The sequence below is a fragment of the Polaromonas sp. P1_G1 genome, from assembly GCF_056405595.1.
In genome coordinates this window covers 17,267-35,625 of sequence record NZ_JBFUBU010000015.1, presented here as the reverse complement: position 1 = coordinate 35,625, position 18,359 = coordinate 17,267, and the positions used below count along the sequence as shown (strand labels likewise).

Here is an 18,359-nt window from a genome sequence, read left to right as displayed (position 1 = left end):
GATTTCAAGGAACAGCGGCACATCAGCTGGTGCAAGGCGTTGTTCAACGCGTCCTCCGGAACGGTGCGCCACGGCGCGACCAGTGCGCCGCTGCAAACGCAGCTCCCAGCCCTGTGGCAAACAGCACAAAGCCCCAGAACAGGTACTTGCCCGCTTCGTCCGGGGCATGCCGCCGCACCCAGACTTCGTAATAGTCGCCCGGCTGCCCCGCGCTGACGGGCAGCAGAAGGTAGTAGGCCTTGCCGTCCTGCAGGTCATACAGGCCTTGTTGCACATAGTGGCCACCCATCGCATACAGGTTGAGGTTCGGGTCGGCCGGCCCGCCCTTTTTGCTGCGCCGCAGGCGCTCGCGCTTCCCCATGGCGTATGTCAGGCGCTCGGGGGTGAGCTCCATCAAGCCAGGCCCGAAGCGGGTATCGAATTGCCAGGACCAGTCCCGTGTCACGACGGCGATGGGCCCGTCGCCGGGGCGAATGTCCAAGGGCAGAACCAGCGGGATTTCGCCCATCTTGCTTTTCTGGTGATGGGCGAACTGCTCGCCGCCGGGCAGGCTGGTCACCGGTACGGCGCGAGGGTCCCGGGGACCCGAATGGACCAGGAGTTCGCCGCCCCACAGCGGCAGGTAGACCAGGTCGGCCAGCACCAGCGCCAAGCCCAGCAGGGCGACCACCACACCGGCCCGGGCGCAACGCCTGGCCGCAGGAAAGGACACCACCGTCAGTGCGCCTTGTCCCAGTTGGGCCCAATACCAATTTCAGCCAGCAGCGGCACTTTCAGGTCCGCCACGCCGGCCATCAGCCGCGGAATCTCGGTGCGCACCCATTCGACTTCGGCCTCGGGCACCTCGAACACCAGTTCGTCGTGCACCTGCATGATCATCTTGGTGGCGCGTTTCTCTTCATCGAGCACCTGCTGCACCTTGTTCATGCTGAGCTTGATCAGGTCGGCCGCCGTGCCTTGCATGGGCGCGTTGATGGCTTGCCGTTCCGCAGCCTTTTTGCGCGGGCCGTTGCCGCCGTTGATTTCCGACAGGTAGAGGCGCCGGCCGAACACGGTTTCGACGAAATGGTTTTCCTGGGCGAACACCACGGTCTGGTCCATGTAGTTCTTGACGCCGGGATAACGCTGGAAATATTTGTCAATATAGGCCGCCGCGGCCTTGGTTTCGATTCCGAGGTTGCGCGCCAGGCCGAAGCTGCTCATGCCATAGATCAGGCCGAAGTTGATGACCTTGGCATAGCGGCGCTGCTCGCTGCTGACCTGCTCCAGCGCCACGCCGAACACTTCGGCGGCCGTGGCGCGGTGCACGTCCAGGCCGTTGGTGAAGGCGCTGAGCAGCGCCTCGTCGCCGCTGATGTGGGCCATGATGCGCAGCTCGATCTGTGAATAGTCGGCGCTGGCGATCACGCTGCCGGCGGGCGCTATGAAGGCTTCGCGCACACGCCGGCCTTCCACGGTGCGGATCGGGATGTTCTGCAGGTTGGGGTCGTTGCTCGAAAGCCGCCCCGTGACCGCGACGGCCTGCGCGTAGTGGGTGTGCACGCGGCCCGTGCGCGGCAGTGCCAGCTGCGCGAGCTTGTCGGTGTAAGTGCCCTTGAGCTTGCTGAGCGAGCGGTGCTCGAGCAGCTTGGCGGGCAGCGGGTAGTCTTCGGCCAGTTTTTCGAGCACTTCTTCATCGGTGCTGCGCGCGCCGCTGGGGGTCTTCTTGATGACCGGCATGCCGAGCTTGTCGAAGAAAATCTCGCCCAGCTGCTTGGGGCTGCCCAGGTTGAAGGGCTGGCCGGCGATCTCATAGGCCTCGGCTTCCAGCTGGATGATGCGCTGGCCCAGTTCGTGGCTTTGCGCGGCCAGGGTGGGCGCATCGATCATGACGCCGTTGCGCTCGATGCGGTACAGCGTTTCGCTGCTTTGCATTTCCAGTTCGTAGATAAAACGCAGCTTCTCATTGGCCTGGATCTGTGGCCACAGCACACGGTGCACGTCCAGCGTCTGGTCGGAGTCTTCGCAGGAATACTCGGCGGCCTTGGCGATGTCGACCTGGTTGAACTTGATCTGGTGCGCACCCTTGCCGCACAGGTCTTCGTAGTTGATGCCGCTGCGGCCCACGTGCCGCTCGGCCAGGCTGGCCAGGCCGTGCGGCTTGGTCACTTCCAGCACATAGCTTTGCAGCATGGTGTCGTGCACATAACCCTGCACCTCGACGCCGTGGTTGGCGAACACGTGGCGGTCGTATTTGACGTGCTGGCCCAGCTTGGGTTTGGCCGGGTTTTCCAGCCAAGGCTTGAGGCGCGCCAGCACCTCGTCGCGCGGCAGTTGCGCGGGCGCATCGGGGTAGTCGTGTGTCAGCGGGATATAGGCCGCCTCGCCGGGTGTGACGCTGAAACTCAGGCCGACGATTTCAGCCAGCATTTCGTCGAGCGAGGTGGTTTCGGTGTCGAGCGCGACCAGTTCGGCCGCTTCGATCTTGGCCAGCCAGCGGTCGAAGGCCTCCCAGGTCAGCACCGTGTCGTAGTTCAGGTTGCTGGCGCGCTGGGCCGGCGCGGTGTCGGTGAGCGGTGCCTCGTCGAACAGGCCCGGCGAATCCGAACGGCCGCCTGAACCGCCGGGAGGCGGGGGCTGGTGCCGGCCTTCGGGCCCACCTATCAGTTCGGGCGGGGTGCTTTCAATCTCGATTTGTTTGACCAAGCCCTTGAAGCCGTACTTTTCATAAAAGGCTTTCAGGGCCTCGGTCTGCTGCCCGCCTATGGCAATTTCGTCCAGGGCCGGCAGGCCGGCGATGTAGTCATCCAGCTCGCAGTCCTTCTTGATGGTCAGCAGCTCACGGCCCTTGGGCAGCCAGTCCAGCGACTGGCGCAGGTTCTCGCCGACCACACCCTTGATTTCACCGGCACGCGCCACCAGCGCGTCCAGCGAGCCGTATTCGAGCAGCCACTTCACAGCAGTCTTCGGGCCGACCTTGGGCACGCCGGGCACATTGTCGACGGCGTCGCCGACCAGGGCCTGGTAATCGACCATCAGCCGCGGCGGTACGCCGAACTCCGCCTCGACCCCGGCCAGGTCGCGGCGACGGTCGTTCATGGTGTCGATGACGGTGATGTTTTCGTCGACCAGCTGGCTCAAGTCCTTGTCGCCGCTGGAGATGACGACTTCAATGCCCTGGGTGGACGCCAGGCAGGCCAGCGTGCCGATCACGTCGTCGGCCTCCACGCCGGGTACGTCCAGCACCTTCCAGCCCAGTAGGCGCACCACCTCGTGGATGGGCTCGACCTGGCTGCGCAGGTCGTCGGGCATGGGCGAGCGCTGCGCCTTGTACTCGGGATAAAGGGCGTCGCGGAAAGTCGGCCCCTTGGCGTCGAACACGCAGGCAGCGTAGTCGGCGCGCACGTCCTTGCGCAGCTTCTGCATCATGTTGACCATGCCGCGTATGGCGCCGGTGGCCGGGCTGGCCGGGTCGCCCGGGTTGGCGCGCAAATCGGGCATGGCGTGGAAGGCGCGATACAGGTAGCTGGAGCCGTCCACCAGCAGCAGCGTTTTTTTGTCGGTACTCATGGGGCCTGATTGTCGGGGATATCGGCCCGACCCTGCCGGGATCGGCGCAAGCGGCCGGCGCCGGTCCCGGCAAGGGCATTTCGCCTACACCGGCAGCCTCTTTATTACGACAGGCGGGGCTTTGTCGCCCGCCTCCCGCAGGCCTACAATGCAGGCATGAACCACGCTTTCCGCCTCCTTATCGCTGCTGCCGCAGCGCTGCCGCTGGCCGCGGCCATGGCCCAGGCACCCGCGCAGAACGCGGCGCCGCCCGCCAGGGCGGAGGCGCCCGCACCTACCCCCTCGGGACGGCCCGACCAGGCCATCAAGCGCATACGCACCGAGGATGCCGGCACCCGCATCGACGAGTTGCGCGTGGGCGGCGAAACCCAGCAGATCATCGTGCAACCCAAGACCGGCGGCGCGGCCTATGAGGTCAAACCGGCCGAAGGTGCCCGAGGCAGCGCACCGGGGTCGACCAGCAACGACACCAACGGTTCGCGCGTGTGGAACGTGCTGAAGTTCTGATCTTCGCCCCCCTTCCAGACACAATTCCAAGAATTCCAGGGTTCAGTTTCAGGCATGGCCGTATATACCGAAGTCTCGTTTGACGAGGCTGCAGCGTTCTTGAACGCCCTGAACCTGGGGCAGCTGCAAAACATCAAGGGTGCCGCGGGCGGCATCGAAAACACCAACTACTTTGTGGACACCGACCAGGGCCAGTACGTGCTGACCCTGTTCGAGCGCCTGAGCTTCGAACAGCTGCCGTTCTACCTGCACCTGATGCGGCACCTGGCGGCGCATGGGATCCCGGTGCCCGACCCGGCGGGTGATCCCAAAGGCAACATCCTGCACGAGCTCAAGGGCAAGCCCGCCTCGGKGGTCAGCAAGCTGCGCGGCCACAGCGAACTCGCGCCCAGCGCCGCGCACTGCGCCGGCGTGGGCGAGGCGCTGGCGCGCATGCACTTGGCGGGCCTGGACTATCCCCGGCGCCAGCCCAACCTGCGCGGCCTGGACTGGTGGAACGAGACGGTGCCGGTGGTGCTGCCCCACCTCACGCCCGAACAAAGCAGCCTCATCCTGGGCGAGCTGGCCTACCAGAACCACGTGGCGGCCTCGTCCGCCTGCGGCAGCCTGCCGCGCGGCGTGGTGCATGCCGACCTGTTTCGCGACAACGTGATGTTCGACGACGGCAAGCTCACCGGTTTTTTCGACTTTTACTTCGCCGGCTGCGACAGCTTTTTATTCGACCTCGCGGTGTGCCTCAACGACTGGTGCATAGACCTGGACACGGGCGCCAAAGACGAGGAGCGCTCCGCGGCTTTCGTGGCGGCCTACCAGGCGGTGCGCCCCCTGACCGCGCAGGAACGCCAGCTGCTGCCGGCCATGCAGCGCGCCGGCGCCCTGCGCTTCTGGCTGTCCCGGTTGTGGGATTTGCACCTGCCGCGCGAAGCCGCCGTGCTCAAGGCGCACGACCCCAGCCACTTCGAGCGTGTGCTGCGCGAGCGGCTTGCGCAACCTTACCTCCTATAGTTCTCATATCCCCGGCGAAGTGCATCTGCACCTCCGCCGGGCTGGATACACAGTCTTGCCGCATTGCCTGCCGCTTTAAGGCACACTGCCCCTGCAATCCCTGTCCGGTTCCACCCCGGCCACCCATTTCCCAAAGCCCCCGAAGTCCCGAAGACCATGAAACTCAACATCGTTCCCGCGAGCACCGGCATCACCTGGGTCAAGCTGGGCGTCAAAACCTTTTTGCAGCAGCCGCTGGCCATGTCGGGCCTGTTCTTCCTTTATATGGCGGTGGGAACGCTGCTGTCGCTGTTGCCGGTGCTGGGGCTGATCCTTGCGTTCATGATCGTGCCGGCCGCCACGCTGGGCCTGATGGCCGCCACGCAAGAAGCCCTCAAGGGCAAATTTCCCATGCCCACGGTGCTGGTCAGCGCTTTTCGCGCGGGCCGCCAGCGCATGCGCGCCATGCTGGTCCTGGGCGCGCTGTATGCCGCGGCCTGCCTGCTGCTCGTGATGGTCGTCCCCCTCCTGGTGGATGCGCCACCAGTACCGCCCGTCGCGCCCGCAACGGCCGAAGCCGGCCGCGACGCCATGCTGGCGCCACAGTTCCAGCTGACCATGCTGGTCACCATGCTGCTGTACCTGCCGATCTCGCTGCTGTTCTGGCATGCGCCTGCGCTGGTCCACTGGCACGGCATTTCGCCGGTCAAGAGCCTGTTTTTCAGCTTTGTCGCCTGCATACGCAACGCCGGCGCCTTCCTGATGTACGGCCTGGGCTGGTTCGGCGTGTTCCTGGGCATGGGCATTGTGCTCAGCATCATCACCGGCCTGACGGGCAGCACCACGCTCATGGCCGCGGCCATGATGCCGCTGGCTCTGCTCATGGCAGCCATGTTTTCCACCTCGATTTACTTCACGTTTCGTGATAGCTTCGTGGCCACGCCACCCGACGATTCGACGGGGAGCGCTGAGGACGCCGATAACACCGACGAAAAACCCTGACGACCCCACCGTTATCCCAGGAGATTCTTCATGACCCAGCACCAGTTGCAAGGCCGTAGCGAAAAAGAGATTTTGTGGTTCCAGAGGCGTGACACGCTCAAGGCCGCCGCGGCCTGGGTCGCCATGGGCGGGCTGCCCGCCGCCATGGCCCAGCAGCGCAGCAACATCGTCGAACTCCGGGGCGACGCCCTGCTCAATGGCAACCGTTTGCAAACCGGCCAGACCATCATGACCGGCGACCAGATCCAGACCGGGCCGGGCTCCAACCTGATGTTCGTCATCGGCAACTCAGCCTTCCAGGTGCGCGAAAACTCGGTGATGACGGTGGAGCGCGGGAGTTCGCTCAGCACCGTGAGCCTGCTGCGCATGATCACGGGCGCCGTGGTCAGCGTCTGGGGCAAGGGCAGCAACCGCTCCATCATCATGCCCACCCTGACGGCCGGCATACGCGGCACCGGCGTGTACGCCGAGGTCTTCGCCGACCAAGGCAACCGCAGCTACTTCTGCAACTGCTACGGCACGGTCGACATGGAGTCGAACGGCCAGAAAGTCGTCTCGCAGGCCAGCTACCACCAGTCCTTCTGGGGCGAAGTAACGCCCAGGGACGGCCGCCAGCTGACCCCGGCGAATGCGATCAACCACAGCGACGAGGAACTGGAATTCCTGGCCGGCCTGGTGAACCAGCAGACGGCCTGGCAGATCGCCGGCAAAAAAGGCGTCAAGGACGGCCGGGGCTATATGGACCCGCAGCCAAGCCAGACGCACCCGGCGCAGATGCCGGTCATGCGCTAAACGACAGTCAATTTAGCGACGCTCAGCGCCAGCCACTTCACGCCATGCCGCGTGAAATTGATCTGCGCGCGGGCATCGTCGCCGCTGCCTTCGAGCATCATCACCTTGCCCTCGCCGAACTTGGCGTGGAACACTTCCATGCCGGTCTTGAGGCCGTGCGAAGGCGCGCTCTTCTGCGGCGGCACCGGCGGGTTGGCAAAACGCTCGGACGCGCCGGCCTTGGACGAAAACACGCTGCTGGCCCAGTCCTTGCGCCCGCCGCCCGCCTGGCCGCTGCCGCCCCACGCGCCCGAGCCCATACCCGAGGCAAAACCCTGGTTCTTGGGCGTGATCCATTTGAGCGCGGCTTCCGGCAACTCGTCAAAAAAGCGACTCTTCAGGTTGTAGCGCGTCTGGCCGTGCAACATGCGGGTCTGCGAATGGCTGAGGTAGAGCCGCTTGCGCGCGCGCGTGATGGCGACATACATGAGGCGGCGTTCTTCCTCAAGGCCGTCGCGGTCGCTCATGGAGTTTTCATGCGGAAAGATGCCGTCTTCCAGGCCGGTGATGAACACGCAGTCGAACTCCAGCCCCTTGGAGGAATGCACCGTCATGAGCTGCACCGCGTCCTGGCCGGCCTGTGCCTGGTTGTCGCCGGATTCAAGCGCCGCGTGCGTCAGGAAAGCCGCCAACGGCGACAGCGTCTCGCCGGTTTCGGTGTCGGGCGCCAGGGCCTCGGGCAGGGGCTCGTTGAGCTGGGGCGCGGACGCATCCAGCCCCTGGCTGGCCGGTGACTGCGTGAGGCGCGCGCCCAGTTCATCGACCGGCAACGCGATCGCATCGCGGCCAAAACCCTCCTGGCTGACAAAAGACTCGGCGGCATTGACCAGTTCGGCCAGATTCTCCAGCCGGTCCTGGCCTTCTTTTTCGGTCTTGTAGTGTTCCTCGAGGCCGCTGTGCTGCAGCACCAGCTCGATGATTTCGCGCAGGCTCAGCCCGGTGGTCTGCTCGCGCAGCACGTCGATCTTGGCCGCGAAGGCGCCCAGGTTGGCGCCGGCCTTGCCCGGTACGGCGCTCACGCCGTCATACAGCGAGCAGCCCGCGGCGCGCGCGGTGTCCTGCAGTTGCTCGATGCTGCGCGCGCCTATGCCGCGCGGCGGAAAGTTGACGACGCGCATGAAGCTGGTGTCGTCGTGCGGGTTCTCGAGCAGGCGCAGGTAAGCGAGCGCATGCTTGATTTCGGCGCGCTCGAAGAAGCGCAGGCCGCCGTAAACGCGGTAGGGCACGCCGGCGTTGAAAAGCGCCGTTTCCATCACCCGGCTTTGCGCATTGCTGCGGTAAAGCAGCGCGATCTCCTTGCGCTCCACGCCGTCGCGCACCAATTGCTTGACCTCGTCGACAAACCACTGCGCCTCGGCGAAATCGCTGGCCGACTCGTAGACGCGCACCGGCTCGCCGGGGCCGGCTTCGGTGCGCAGGTTTTTGCCCAGGCGCTTGCTGTTGTGGCTGATCAGCTCGTTGGCCGAATCCAGGATGTTGCCGAAGCTGCGGTAGTTGCGCTCCAGCTTGATCTGGTGCTGGACCTCGAACTCGCGCACGAAGTCGGCCATATTGCCCACGCGCGCGCCGCGAAAGGCGTAAATGCTCTGGTCGTCGTCACCCACGGCTATCACCGAGCCCCCGGGCATCGCGCCTGCGCCCTGGATGGCGTCCGGCCCCTGCCCCGCCAGCATCTTGATCCAGGCGTACTGCAACTTGTTGGTGTCCTGGAACTCGTCGATCAGGATATGGCGAAAGCGCCGCTGGTAGTGCTCGCGCACCGGTGCGTTGTCGCGCAGCAACTCGTAGCTGCGCAGCATGAGTTCGCCGAAATCGACCACGCCTTCGCGCTGGCACTGTTCTTCATAGAGCGCGTAGATCTCGACCTTCTTGCGGCCCTCTTCGTCGCGCACCTGGACGTCTTTGGCGCGCAGGCCGTCTTCCTTGTTGCCGGCGATGAACCACATCAGCTGCTTGGGTGGAAACCGCTCGTCGTCAACGTTGTGCTGCTTGCACAGGCGCTTGATGGCCGAGAGCTGGTCTTGCGTGTCCAGGATCTGGAAGCTCTGCGGCAGGTTGGCCAGCTTGTAGTGGGCGCGCAAAAAGCGGTTGCACAGGCCGTGGAAAGTGCCTATCCACATGCCGCGCACATTGACCGGCAGCATGGCCGACAGGCGCGCCAGCATTTCCTTGGCGGCCTTGTTGGTGAAGGTCACCGCCAGGATGCCGCCCGGCGAGACCTGGCCGGTCTGCAGCAGCCAGGCGATGCGCGTCGTCAGCACGCGGGTCTTGCCGGAGCCGGCCCCCGCGAGAATCAGCGCGTGCGTGGGGGGCAAAGTCACCGCGGCCAGTTGCTCCGGGTTAAGATTTTGTAAGAGTGGGGATGTTGGCGCGACTTCTGAGAACATCCCTCATTGTAGAAAGCCCCGATGAAACCGTTTTCGCACCGCCCTTCAGCCCTGGCATTCATGTCGTTAATCGCGGCCTTTGTCGCGCTGGCCGCCGGCCAGGTCCGGGCCCAGTCCTTTTGCGCCAGCGACGGCCAGCCCAGGCCCGCGCAGCTGCTGGAACGCTTTATCAACGCCAATTGCGAAAGCTGCTGGGCCGACCCGGCCACACCGAAAGCCGCCGCCGGCCAGCTGGCGCTGGACTGGGTGCTGCCCGGCGACAAGGGCGAGGATGCACCGCTGTCGGCCGTGGCCGCCCGAGAGGCGCTGGACCGCCTGGCGGCGCTGCGCCAAGGCCAGCCCGCGCAGACCCTGGCCAGCACCTTGCCGGTCCGCGGGCTCAAGGGCGCGACCCTGCGCGTGGCCCACGGCCTGCCGCTTAGCGGTTACCTGGGCACCTCGATTGAACTCAACCCCATCCCGGCCGCCGCCAAAGGCCGGCAGTGGACAGCCTGGCTGGCCCTGGTCGAAACCCTGCCGGCGGGCACCGAAGGCTCGCCGGTGGAGCGCAACCTGGTCAGGAACGTGCTGCAAACCCCCTGGGATGGCCGCAAGCCACTCGCCAAAGGCGCGCCCAACCGTTTTTTCGATGCGCGCTCCATGAGCATCGTGCAAGGCGCCAACCCCGAACGCATGCGGGTGCTGGGCTGGGTGGAGGACGACCAGGGCCGGGTACTGGCCGCGGCGCAGTCCCACTGCACGACACAAAAATAATTTCCCCCGTTTAACCCCTTTGCAGCGCGAGCCCCGTTTCAGGGTGCATCGCCAACAACAAAAGGGGTTTTCATGCCACACGGCCATACCTATACCGCGCGCACCACCATCCGTTTACTCCAGGCTCTCGCTGCGGCCTGCTTCAGCCTCCAGGCGCTGGCGCTCAGCGCCGTGCCGCAGCCGCCCCCAGGTGTCAAATTCGCACCACCGCCCGACTGGCGGCCGCCGGTGATCGCCGTCAACAACAACGCGGGCCAATCCATCCAGCTGCGCGCGGCTTCGATCGAAGTCGACCTTTTCGGCGACCAGGCGCGCACCAGCGTCGAGCTGCGCCTCTTCAATCCCAACCACCGCGTGCTCGAAGGCGAGCTGCAATTCCCCTTGCAGGAGGGCCAGGTGGTGACCGGCTTCGCGCTGGACATCRACGGCCGGCTGCGCGACGCGGTGCCCGTCCCCAAGGCCAAGGGCCAGGAAATCTTCGAGGACATACGCCGCAGGCGCGTGGACCCGGGGCTGCTGGAAGCTGCGGCCGGCAACCAGTACAAGCTGCGTGTCTACCCGATCCCGGCCATGGGCGAGCGGCGCGTCGTCATCACCTTCACCGAAACCCTGGCGCGCCGGCTTGATACGGGCGTGCTCAGGGTGCCGCTGGCGTTCGCATCCAGCGTGGGCGAGTTGCAGGTCAAGGTGCGCGCCCATGGCGCCGCCCGCCAGGATGTGCAAGTGCTGCAGGCCCCTGCCGGCACCGAACTGGATGCCAGTTCCACCGGCATGGAGCTGAGCCTGCAGAAAATCCAGTGGCAGGCACCCCAGGGCCCGTCCGGCTGGCTGCAGCTGGCGCTGCGCCGCACGGGCAAGCCGCAAGTCATGGTGGGCGAGACTGGCGGCAAACCGTTTTTTGCCGGGCAGATAGACCTGCGCGACGAACTGGTGAGACGGCCCGTCCCTACTCATATCGCGCTGGTATGGGATGCCTCGGCCTCGGCCGCCGCGCAAGCCCGCGTGCTGCCGGTGCTGGAAGCCTATTTCCGCAAGCTGGGCAAGCCCGTCAAGCTCAGCCTGCTGGTGGTGCGCAACAAAGCTGAAGCCGTACGCAGCTTCACGCTGGCGCCGGGCCGCTTTGACGAACTGGCCGATGCGCTGCGCGCGGAGCCCTTCGACGGCTCCAGCAATTTCGACGACCTGCCGATTCCCGCCGACGTGGACACCACCCTCATGGTGACCGACGGCCTGATGACGGACGGCAAAAAACTCATTCGCTACACCCACACAGCGCCGGTGATGGTGATCAATGGTGCCGCTTCCGCCGACATGGCGCGGCTGGCACGGCTGGCCGACCGGACCGGTGGCGCGCTGGTGGATGCCGCGTTGCAATCGCCCGACGAGGGCGCGCAAGCCATGCTGATGCACGGCTGGCGCATTGAAAAGCTGTCCAGCCTGTCGGCGCGGCAACTCGTGACACCCACGACGCGCGTGAGCCAGGGCCGCATCGCGGTGGCCGGCGAGCTGCTGGACAGCCAGGCCCGCATCGACATCACGCTGGCACACCCGGACGGCCGCCGGCGCACCCTGACGCTGCAGGTCAATGCCAAACCGGTGAGCGGCCGTTGGCCCGGCCAGCAATGGGCCCAGTGGCGCAGTGCCGAACTGGCCGAGAACGCGAGCCTCAACACCGGCGAACTGCAACGCATCGCGGCGGCGCATGGCATCGTGGGCCCCAACAGCTCGCTGATCGTGCTGGAGCTGGCATCCGACTATGCGCGCTACAGCCTGCCCGCCCCACCCGAGCTGGCTGATGAAGTGGCACGGCTGGGCCAGCAGCAACTCGCGCAGGCTACGCAAACGCGGCAGGCGCACATCGAAGCCATGGTGACCCAATTTGACGAAGCGCAGCGTTGGTGGGACAGGGACTTTCCCAAGGACACGCCCAAACGTGCCGAGCCCAAGGCAAAGATGCAGATCAGCCAGGGTGAGATCAGCCAAGGCGGGGTGAGAGCCTTGGGCAGCGTGTCCGGTACGGCGCGCTTACGCGAACAAGCCCCGGCTGCGCCGGCGGCAGCAGCCCGCGAGTTCTTGGTGCCCGCCGCTCCTGTGGCAGCGCCCGCGCAGGCCATGGCCGCCGAGGCGCGCTCCGACGCCATGGAAAAGCGCAGCGCCAAAGCGATGCCCTCGGCCGCGCCCGCTCCCACTATCGCGCTGCAAGCCTGGGTGCCGGACGCACCCTATATGAAGCGCCTGCAGAACGCGGGCAAGGACGAGCTCTACCGCGTCTACCTCGACGAACGCGCCGCCTACCTCGCCAGCAGCTCTTTCTACATGGATGCGGCCGGCGTGTTCTTTGACCGCGGCCTGCCCGAGCTGGGACTGCGCGTGCTGTCCAACCTGGCCGAGATGAACCTGGAAAATCGCCAGCTGCTGCGCCTTTACGCCTACCGCCTGGTGCAGGCGCGCCGCAACGACCTGGCCGTTCCGGTGTTTGAACGTATCAGCGAACTGGCCCCCAACGAGCCGCAATCATGGCGCGACCTGGGCCTGGCGCTGGCCGAGAGCGGCCAGCCGCAGCGGGCGGTCAATGCCCTGTGGGAAGTCGTGTCGCAGCCCTGGAACGGCCGCTTCGCCGGCATCAACATGATCGCTCTGGCCGAGCTCAATGCGATCGCCGCGCAGGCGGCTTCCAGCGGCCAGCCGGCGCTGGACCTGGGCCGTGTGGACACACGCCTGCGTCGCAACCTGCCGCTGGCCCTGCGTGTGGTGATGGCCTGGGACAGCGACGACACCGACATCGACATGTGGGTGAGCGACCCCAACGGCGAAAGGGCCAGCTACGCCAACCGCCTGACCTACCAGGGCGGCGCCATGAGCCCGGACGCCAGGGGCGGCTACGGCCCCGAGACGTTTTCACTCAAGGCGGCCAAGCCCGGCAAGTACGGCGTGGAGGCGCAGTTCTACGGCCACCGCCAGCAGGTATTGTCGGCCGGCACCACGGTGATGGTGCGGGTGACCACCGGTTTCGGCACACCGCAGGCGCGCGATGAGTGGACCACCTTGCGGCTCGCGCGCGGCCAGGAGACCGTGCGCGTGGCCGAGGTCGAGGTGCGCTGACGCCTCGCCTCAAAAACAAGATGCCACTATGCATATAAAGGCTATACCGCTTTGGCGGGTGCCGCCGGCATGAGAGGCGCATAGAATCAATCACCGGGCCCAAGCAATTGCGCCCGGTTTTTTGTTTCAGCCTTGCTTTATTGCAGGCGTCTGTACAAAACCGGTCCAGTCCAAGCGCCTTCTGTTCTTCAACAGTTTTTCAAAGGCTTGGGAATCATGGAAATCTTCGACTACGACAACATCCTGCTGCTGCCGCGCAAATGCCGCGTGGAGAGCCGCTCAGAGTGCGACGCCAGCGCCACGCTGGGCGGGCGCAGCTTCCGCATCCCGGTGGTGCCGGCCAATATGAAGACGGTGATCAACGAGGAGATCTGCGCCTGGATGGCGAAGAACGGCTATTTCTACGTGATGCACCGCTTCGACCTGGACAACGTCCAGTTCGTCAAGGACATGAAGGCCCGGGGCGCTTATGCCTCGATATCCCTCGGCGTGAAGAAACCCGACTACGACACGGTGGACCGCCTGGCGGCCGAGGGCCTGGTGCCCGAATACATCACCATCGACATCGCGCACGGCCATGCCGACACGGTGCAGAAAATGATCGCCTACCTCAAGCAGAAGCTGCCGGCCTCCTTCGTGATCGCCGGCAACGTGGGCACGCCTGAAGCAGTGATCGACCTCGAGAACTGGGGCGCCGACGCCACCAAGGTCGGCATAGGCCCAGGCAAGGTCTGCATCACCAAGATGAAGACCGGCTTCGGCACCGGCGGCTGGCAGCTGTCGGCGCTCAAGTGGTGTGCGCGTGTGGCGACCAAGCCCATCATTGCCGACGGCGGCATACGCGAGCACGGCGACATCGCAAAATCGGTGCGCTTCGGCGCGACCATGGTGATGATAGGTTCCATGCTCGCCGGGCTGGAAGAAAGCCCGGGCAAGACCGTCGAGGTCGACGGCAAGCTGTTCAAGGAGTACTACGGCAGCGCCTCGGACTTCAACAAGGGCGAGTACAAACACGTCGAAGGCAAGCGCATCCTGGAGCCCGTCAAGGGCACGCTGGCCGACACGCTGCGCGAGATGGAGGAAGACATCCAGAGTTCCATCAGCTATGCCGGCGGCACCAAACTGCTGGACATCCGCAAGGTCAACTACGTCACGCTGGGCGGCGACAACGCCGGTGAACACTTGCTGATGTAGGTGCTGCCTAGCTGCGGGTAGTGCCGAGGCCCAACAAATCCAGCGCCAGGCTGTGCAGCCGATGCCCGGTATCGGCCAGCGCATCCAGCGCGCTGAAATGGTTGCGGCGCAAATGCGATTCGCACACCGGCACGACGCCCTCGCCCCAGGCCTGCTGGATCAGCAGGTTCTGGCGCAGGAACTCCGCGCTTTCATCGGCCCCCGCCACGCTGTAGAGCGTGCCGCGGCGCGGCGCCGGCAGCAGGGCCGGGCTGGCTTTGGCCACCTGCTCGGGCGTGAGCTTGAGCGAATCCTTGACGAAGGGCGCATGGCGCATTGGCTCCAGGTCGTAAATGCCTGAAATCGACAGCGCATTCTTCACCAGGTCCGGTGGCAAATCGCCGGCATAGGCCTTCCAGTCGCACAGCAGCAGCATGGCCGCCAGGTGGCCGCCGGCCGAGTGCCCGGCCACCGTGATGCGGCTGGGGTCGCCGCCGTAGCGGGCGATGTGGCGCCAGGTCCAGGTCAGCGCCTTGACCATCTGCATCGTGATGTCGGGAATCGTCACCGCCGGGCACAGGGCGTAGTTGGGCACGACCACGCAGGCGCCGGCCTCTGTGAAAGGGGGCACGATGAAGGAATGGTCGGACTTGTCGAGCGCGCGCCAATAGCCCCCGTGGATGAACACCAGCACCGGCGCGCCCTTGCCCGCTTTGACGCCTTGCGTGCCAAAGCCGCCCGCCGGAAACACATCCAGCGTTTCACCCGCATGGTTGCCATAAGGCACGTCCACCTGGCAGGGCAGGCGCTTGCGGACGGCTTGTGAATCCTCGGCCCAGCGCGCGAAATAGGCCGGGTGGTCGGGCACCAGCGCCCGGTTGTTGTACATGCGGTCCAGCCAGGCGGGATCAAATGGGTTCATTGTTGTTCTCCTGAAAAGTGGCAAATAGCATTCAGCGGCCGCCATCTTGGCACAGCCGGGCTTGCAGACCGTGGGATGCGGGTAAACCCGGAATCCTCGATCGCCCAGGCCGGCGTATTCTGTATACAGAGTACAGATATGACATCCCAACTGATCAAAATCGAATCCACCCCCGACCTGGTCGACCAGGTCTACCGCAGCCTGCTGGACGCCATCAGCGAAGGCTCGCTGGCGCCAGGCGCACGCATCACGCAGGAAGAGATCGCCGCGCAGCTCGCGGTGTCGCGCCAGCCGGTGCTGCAGGCCTTGCGCCTGCTCAAGAAAGACGGCTTTGTGCTGGACGCGCCCGGCCGCGGCGTGCTGGTCGCACCGCTGGACGTGGCTTCGCTGGTACAGATTTACCAGGTGCGCAGCGCTCTCGATGCGCTTGCCGCCCGGCTGGCGGCGCAGGCCCGCGCCCGGCTGGACCCGCAATTGATCAGCCAAGGCCGCAAAGCCGCGCGCGGCAGCGACGTCAAGGCCATGATGGCGGCCGACGCGCGCTTTCACGCGGCGATTTATGAAGCCTCGGGCAACCCCTTGATAGCCCAGAGCGCGCAGTTGCACTGGCACCACATACGCCGCGCGATGGGCGCCGTGTTGCAGGTGTCGACCATGCGCGAATCGATCTGGGACGAACACGAGGCGATCGCCGAAGCCATCGCCGCCGGCGACGCGGACAAAGCCGAAGCACTGATACGCGAGCACGGCGAGGAAGCCGGCCACAACCTGGCGGCCTTGCTGTCCAGCGCGCTGGGACGGCCCGCCGCCTCCCCTGCCCCTTGAAGCGCCGAACAACCACCGAAGGAGACATGCGATGAGACTGAGTCCTGAACAACTTGCGCAATTCGACCGCGACGGCTACCTGTTTTTCCCCGGCCTGTTCACGCCGGAAGAAACCCGCACGCTCAACGAAGCCGTGCCCGAACTCTACGAGCGGCGCGAGGACTACAACATCCGCGAAAAAGGCAAGGACGCAGTGCGCACCAATTTCGCAGCGCACATGTACAGCGAACCCTTTGCCCGGCTCGCACGGCACCCGCGCATGATCGAGCCGGTGCAAGACCTGCTGGGCGAGCAGCTCTACATGCACCAGTTCAAGATCAACGGCAAGATGGCCTTTGAAGGCGACGTCTGGCAGTGGCACCAGGACTACGGCACCTGGCTCAACGACGACATGATGCCGACCGAGCGCGCGATGAACGTGGCCATCTTCCTGGACGACGTGACCGAGCACAACGGCCCGTTGATGTTCATCCCCGGCAGCCACAAAAAAGGCGTGGTCGATGCGAAGCACGACCTCACCACCACCAGCTATCCGCTGTGGACGGTGGACAACGACCTGATACGCCAGCTGGTGCAGCGCGCCGGCGGCAAGCAAGGCGGCATCGTGAGCCCCAAGGGCCCGGCCGGTTCCATGATCCTGTTCCACTCCTGCCTGGTTCATGCCTCCGGCAGCAACCTCTCGCCCTTCAACCGGGTCAGCGTCTACCTGAGCCTGTGCGCGGTCAGCAACCACATCCGCCGCCACAAGCGCCCCGAATACATCGCCCACCGCGACTTCACGCCCATCAGTTGCCTGCCCGACGACTGCCTGCTCAAAGACTACCCGGTGGACCTGCCGTGGAAAGACGGCGTGCCGGCTTCGGCGCTGCAGACCTCGATGGAAGAAATCGCGCCTGAACGCAAGGCAGCCTGATCCCATGAACCTCTATACAAAGCTCCAACAACGCGCGGCCGAGGGAAAACCGGTGCGCATAGGCCTGATAGGCGCCGGAAAATTCGGCTCCATGTACCTGGCGCAAATCCCGCGCACACCGGGCGTGCACCTGGTCGCGATTGCCGACCTCTCGCCCGACGCGGCACGCAGCAACCTCGCGCGCGTGGGATGGAAACCCGAGATGGCCCAGGCCGCCTCGGCGCAGGCGGCGATCAAGGCCGGCACGACCTGGATCACCGACGACTGGCTGGCGGTGGTCACGCATCCGCAGATCGACATCATCGTGGAATGCACCGGCAACCCGATCGCCGCTGTGGAGCATTGCCTGCAGGCCTTCGCGCACGGCAAGCACGTGGTCAACGTCACGGTGGAGGCCGACGCTTTTTGCGGCCCACTGCTGGCGCGCAAGGCGGCCGAGGCAGGCGTGGTGTATTCGCTGGCTTTCGGCGACCAGCCGGCGCTGATCTGCGACCTGGTGGACTGGGCACGCACCTGCGGCTTTCCGGTGGTGGCGGCGGGCCGCGGCCACAAGTGGCTGCCGCATTTCTGCGAATCCACACCTGAAACGGTCTGGGGCAACTACGGCCTCACACCCGAGCAGGCTGCGCGCGGCGGGCTGAACCCGAAGATGTTCAACAGCTTTCTCGACGGCTCCAAGCCCTCCATAGAATCGACCGCGGTGGCCAACGCCACAGGCCTGACCGTACCCAGCAACGGCCTGCTCTACCCGCCCGCCAGTGTGGAAGACATTCCCTACGTCACACGCCCCATTAGCGAGGGCGGCGTGCTGGAACGCAAAGGCATGGTGGAGGTCATCTCTTCGCTGGAAGCCAACGGCCGCAAGATTCCCTACGACATCCGCATGGGCGTCTGGGTCACGGTCGAGGCCGAAACCGACTACATCAAGAACTGCTTTGAGGAATACAACGCCCACACCGACCCCAGCGGGCGCTACTTCACGCTGTACAAGCGCTGGCACCTGATAGGGCTGGAGGTCGGTGTGTCGGTCGCCAGTGTCGCGCTGCGCGGTGAGCCGACCGGCGTGGCGACCTGCTGGAACGCCGATGTGGTGGCCACGGCCAAGCGCGACCTGCAACCCGGCGACATGCTGGACGGCGAAGGCGGCTACACCGTCTGGGGCAAGCTGCTGCCGGCCGATACCTCCATGAAGATGGGTGGCCTGCCGCTGGGCCTGGCGCACCAGGTCAAGATGGTGCGCGCGGTCAAAAAAGGCCAGAGCCTGAGCTGGAACGACGTGGCCATGGACACCTCCACCCCCGCCTACACAGTGCGCCGGGAAATGGAAGCCATGTTCGCGCCGGCGCTGAAAAAAGCCGCGTAAAAAGCATCCGGAAACGCCGCCTAGAAAGCTCGCTGACAGCCTTCTCGC

The 18,359-nt window shown here is 65.4% G+C and carries 14 protein-coding genes; 10 read left to right on the top strand and 4 right to left on the bottom strand.

Annotated elements, in window-relative coordinates:
• Nucleotides 1–43 precede the first annotated feature (43 nt).
• Together AC1D1Y_RS09725 and polA are read right to left on the bottom strand one after the other, a co-directional pair.
• On the bottom strand, nt 44–712 hold the full coding sequence (locus AC1D1Y_RS09725; RefSeq protein ID WP_477682154.1) for a hypothetical protein: 669 nt from the start codon (nt 710–712) through the stop codon (nt 44–46).
• A gap of 5 nt (nt 713–717) precedes the next feature.
• Nucleotides 718–3,549, bottom strand: coding sequence for a DNA polymerase I (gene polA, locus AC1D1Y_RS09720; protein WP_477682153.1), 2,832 nt, complete (start codon nt 3,547–3,549; stop codon nt 718–720).
• Between the two features lie 156 nt (nt 3,550–3,705).
• Here polA and AC1D1Y_RS09715 point away from each other — a divergent pair, with 156 nt between their 5' ends.
• The 4 genes from AC1D1Y_RS09715 (at nt 3,706) to AC1D1Y_RS09700 (ending at nt 6,834) form a co-directional block, all read left to right on the top strand.
• Nucleotides 3,706–4,056, top strand: coding sequence for a hypothetical protein (locus AC1D1Y_RS09715; protein ID WP_477682152.1), 351 nt, complete (start codon nt 3,706–3,708; stop codon nt 4,054–4,056).
• A gap of 54 nt (nt 4,057–4,110) precedes the next feature.
• On the top strand, nt 4,111–5,061 hold the full coding sequence (locus AC1D1Y_RS09710) for a homoserine kinase (RefSeq protein ID WP_477682151.1): 951 nt from the start codon (nt 4,111–4,113) through the stop codon (nt 5,059–5,061).
• A gap of 156 nt (nt 5,062–5,217) precedes the next feature.
• The gene (locus AC1D1Y_RS09705) at nt 5,218–6,042 is read left to right on the top strand and encodes a BPSS1780 family membrane protein (RefSeq protein WP_477653511.1); all 825 of its coding nucleotides are present in this window, start codon (nt 5,218–5,220) and stop codon (nt 6,040–6,042) included.
• 30 nt (nt 6,043–6,072) lie between these two features.
• Complete coding sequence (locus tag AC1D1Y_RS09700) at nt 6,073–6,834, top strand: FecR family protein (RefSeq protein WP_477682150.1); 762 nt, start codon at nt 6,073–6,075, stop codon at nt 6,832–6,834.
• Here the strand turns inward: AC1D1Y_RS09700 and AC1D1Y_RS09695 are convergent.
• Nucleotides 6,831–9,260: a UvrD-helicase domain-containing protein gene (locus AC1D1Y_RS09695; RefSeq protein WP_477682149.1), complete on the bottom strand. Its 2,430-nt coding sequence runs from the start codon at nt 9,258–9,260 to the stop codon at nt 6,831–6,833. The two genes, AC1D1Y_RS09700 and AC1D1Y_RS09695, sit on opposite strands and share 4 nt — an antisense overlap.
• Nucleotides 9,261–9,320: 60 nt before the next feature.
• Here AC1D1Y_RS09695 and AC1D1Y_RS09690 point away from each other — a divergent pair, with 60 nt between their 5' ends.
• The 3 genes from AC1D1Y_RS09690 to AC1D1Y_RS09680 all read left to right on the top strand — a co-directional run bounded on the left by AC1D1Y_RS09690 (nt 9,321) and on the right by AC1D1Y_RS09680 (nt 14,309).
• Complete coding sequence (locus tag AC1D1Y_RS09690) at nt 9,321–10,013, top strand: hypothetical protein (protein WP_477682148.1); 693 nt, start codon at nt 9,321–9,323, stop codon at nt 10,011–10,013.
• 72 nt (nt 10,014–10,085) lie between these two features.
• A complete protein-coding gene (locus AC1D1Y_RS09685) occupies nt 10,086–13,115 on the top strand; it encodes a VIT domain-containing protein (protein ID WP_477682147.1) in 3,030 nt (1,009 codons plus the stop codon).
• 216 nt (nt 13,116–13,331) lie between these two features.
• Nucleotides 13,332–14,309 carry a GMP reductase gene (locus AC1D1Y_RS09680; protein ID WP_477682146.1) on the top strand — a complete coding sequence of 326 codons (978 nt, stop codon included), beginning with the start codon at nt 13,332–13,334 and terminating at the stop codon, nt 14,307–14,309.
• 7 nt (nt 14,310–14,316) lie between these two features.
• Here AC1D1Y_RS09680 and AC1D1Y_RS09675 read toward each other — a convergent pair whose 3' ends face one another.
• Complete coding sequence (locus tag AC1D1Y_RS09675) at nt 14,317–15,210, bottom strand: alpha/beta hydrolase (RefSeq protein ID WP_477682145.1); 894 nt, start codon at nt 15,208–15,210, stop codon at nt 14,317–14,319.
• A 138-nt stretch (nt 15,211–15,348) separates the two neighbouring features.
• Between AC1D1Y_RS09675 and AC1D1Y_RS09670 the strand changes: the two genes are divergently transcribed.
• Genes AC1D1Y_RS09670 through AC1D1Y_RS09660 form a run of 3 tightly spaced genes read left to right on the top strand, consistent with a single transcriptional unit; the run spans nt 15,349 to nt 18,311 of the window.
• Complete coding sequence (locus AC1D1Y_RS09670; RefSeq protein ID WP_477682144.1) at nt 15,349–16,035, top strand: GntR family transcriptional regulator; 687 nt, start codon at nt 15,349–15,351, stop codon at nt 16,033–16,035.
• Nucleotides 16,036–16,066: 31 nt separating this feature from the next.
• Nucleotides 16,067–16,948, top strand: a complete 882-nt coding sequence (locus AC1D1Y_RS09665; RefSeq protein WP_477682143.1) for a phytanoyl-CoA dioxygenase family protein — start codon at nt 16,067–16,069, stop codon at nt 16,946–16,948.
• Between the two features lie 4 nt (nt 16,949–16,952).
• On the top strand, nt 16,953–18,311 hold the full coding sequence (locus AC1D1Y_RS09660; RefSeq protein ID WP_477682142.1) for an NAD(P)H-dependent oxidoreductase: 1,359 nt from the start codon (nt 16,953–16,955) through the stop codon (nt 18,309–18,311).
• Nucleotides 18,312–18,359: the final 48 nt, after the last annotated feature.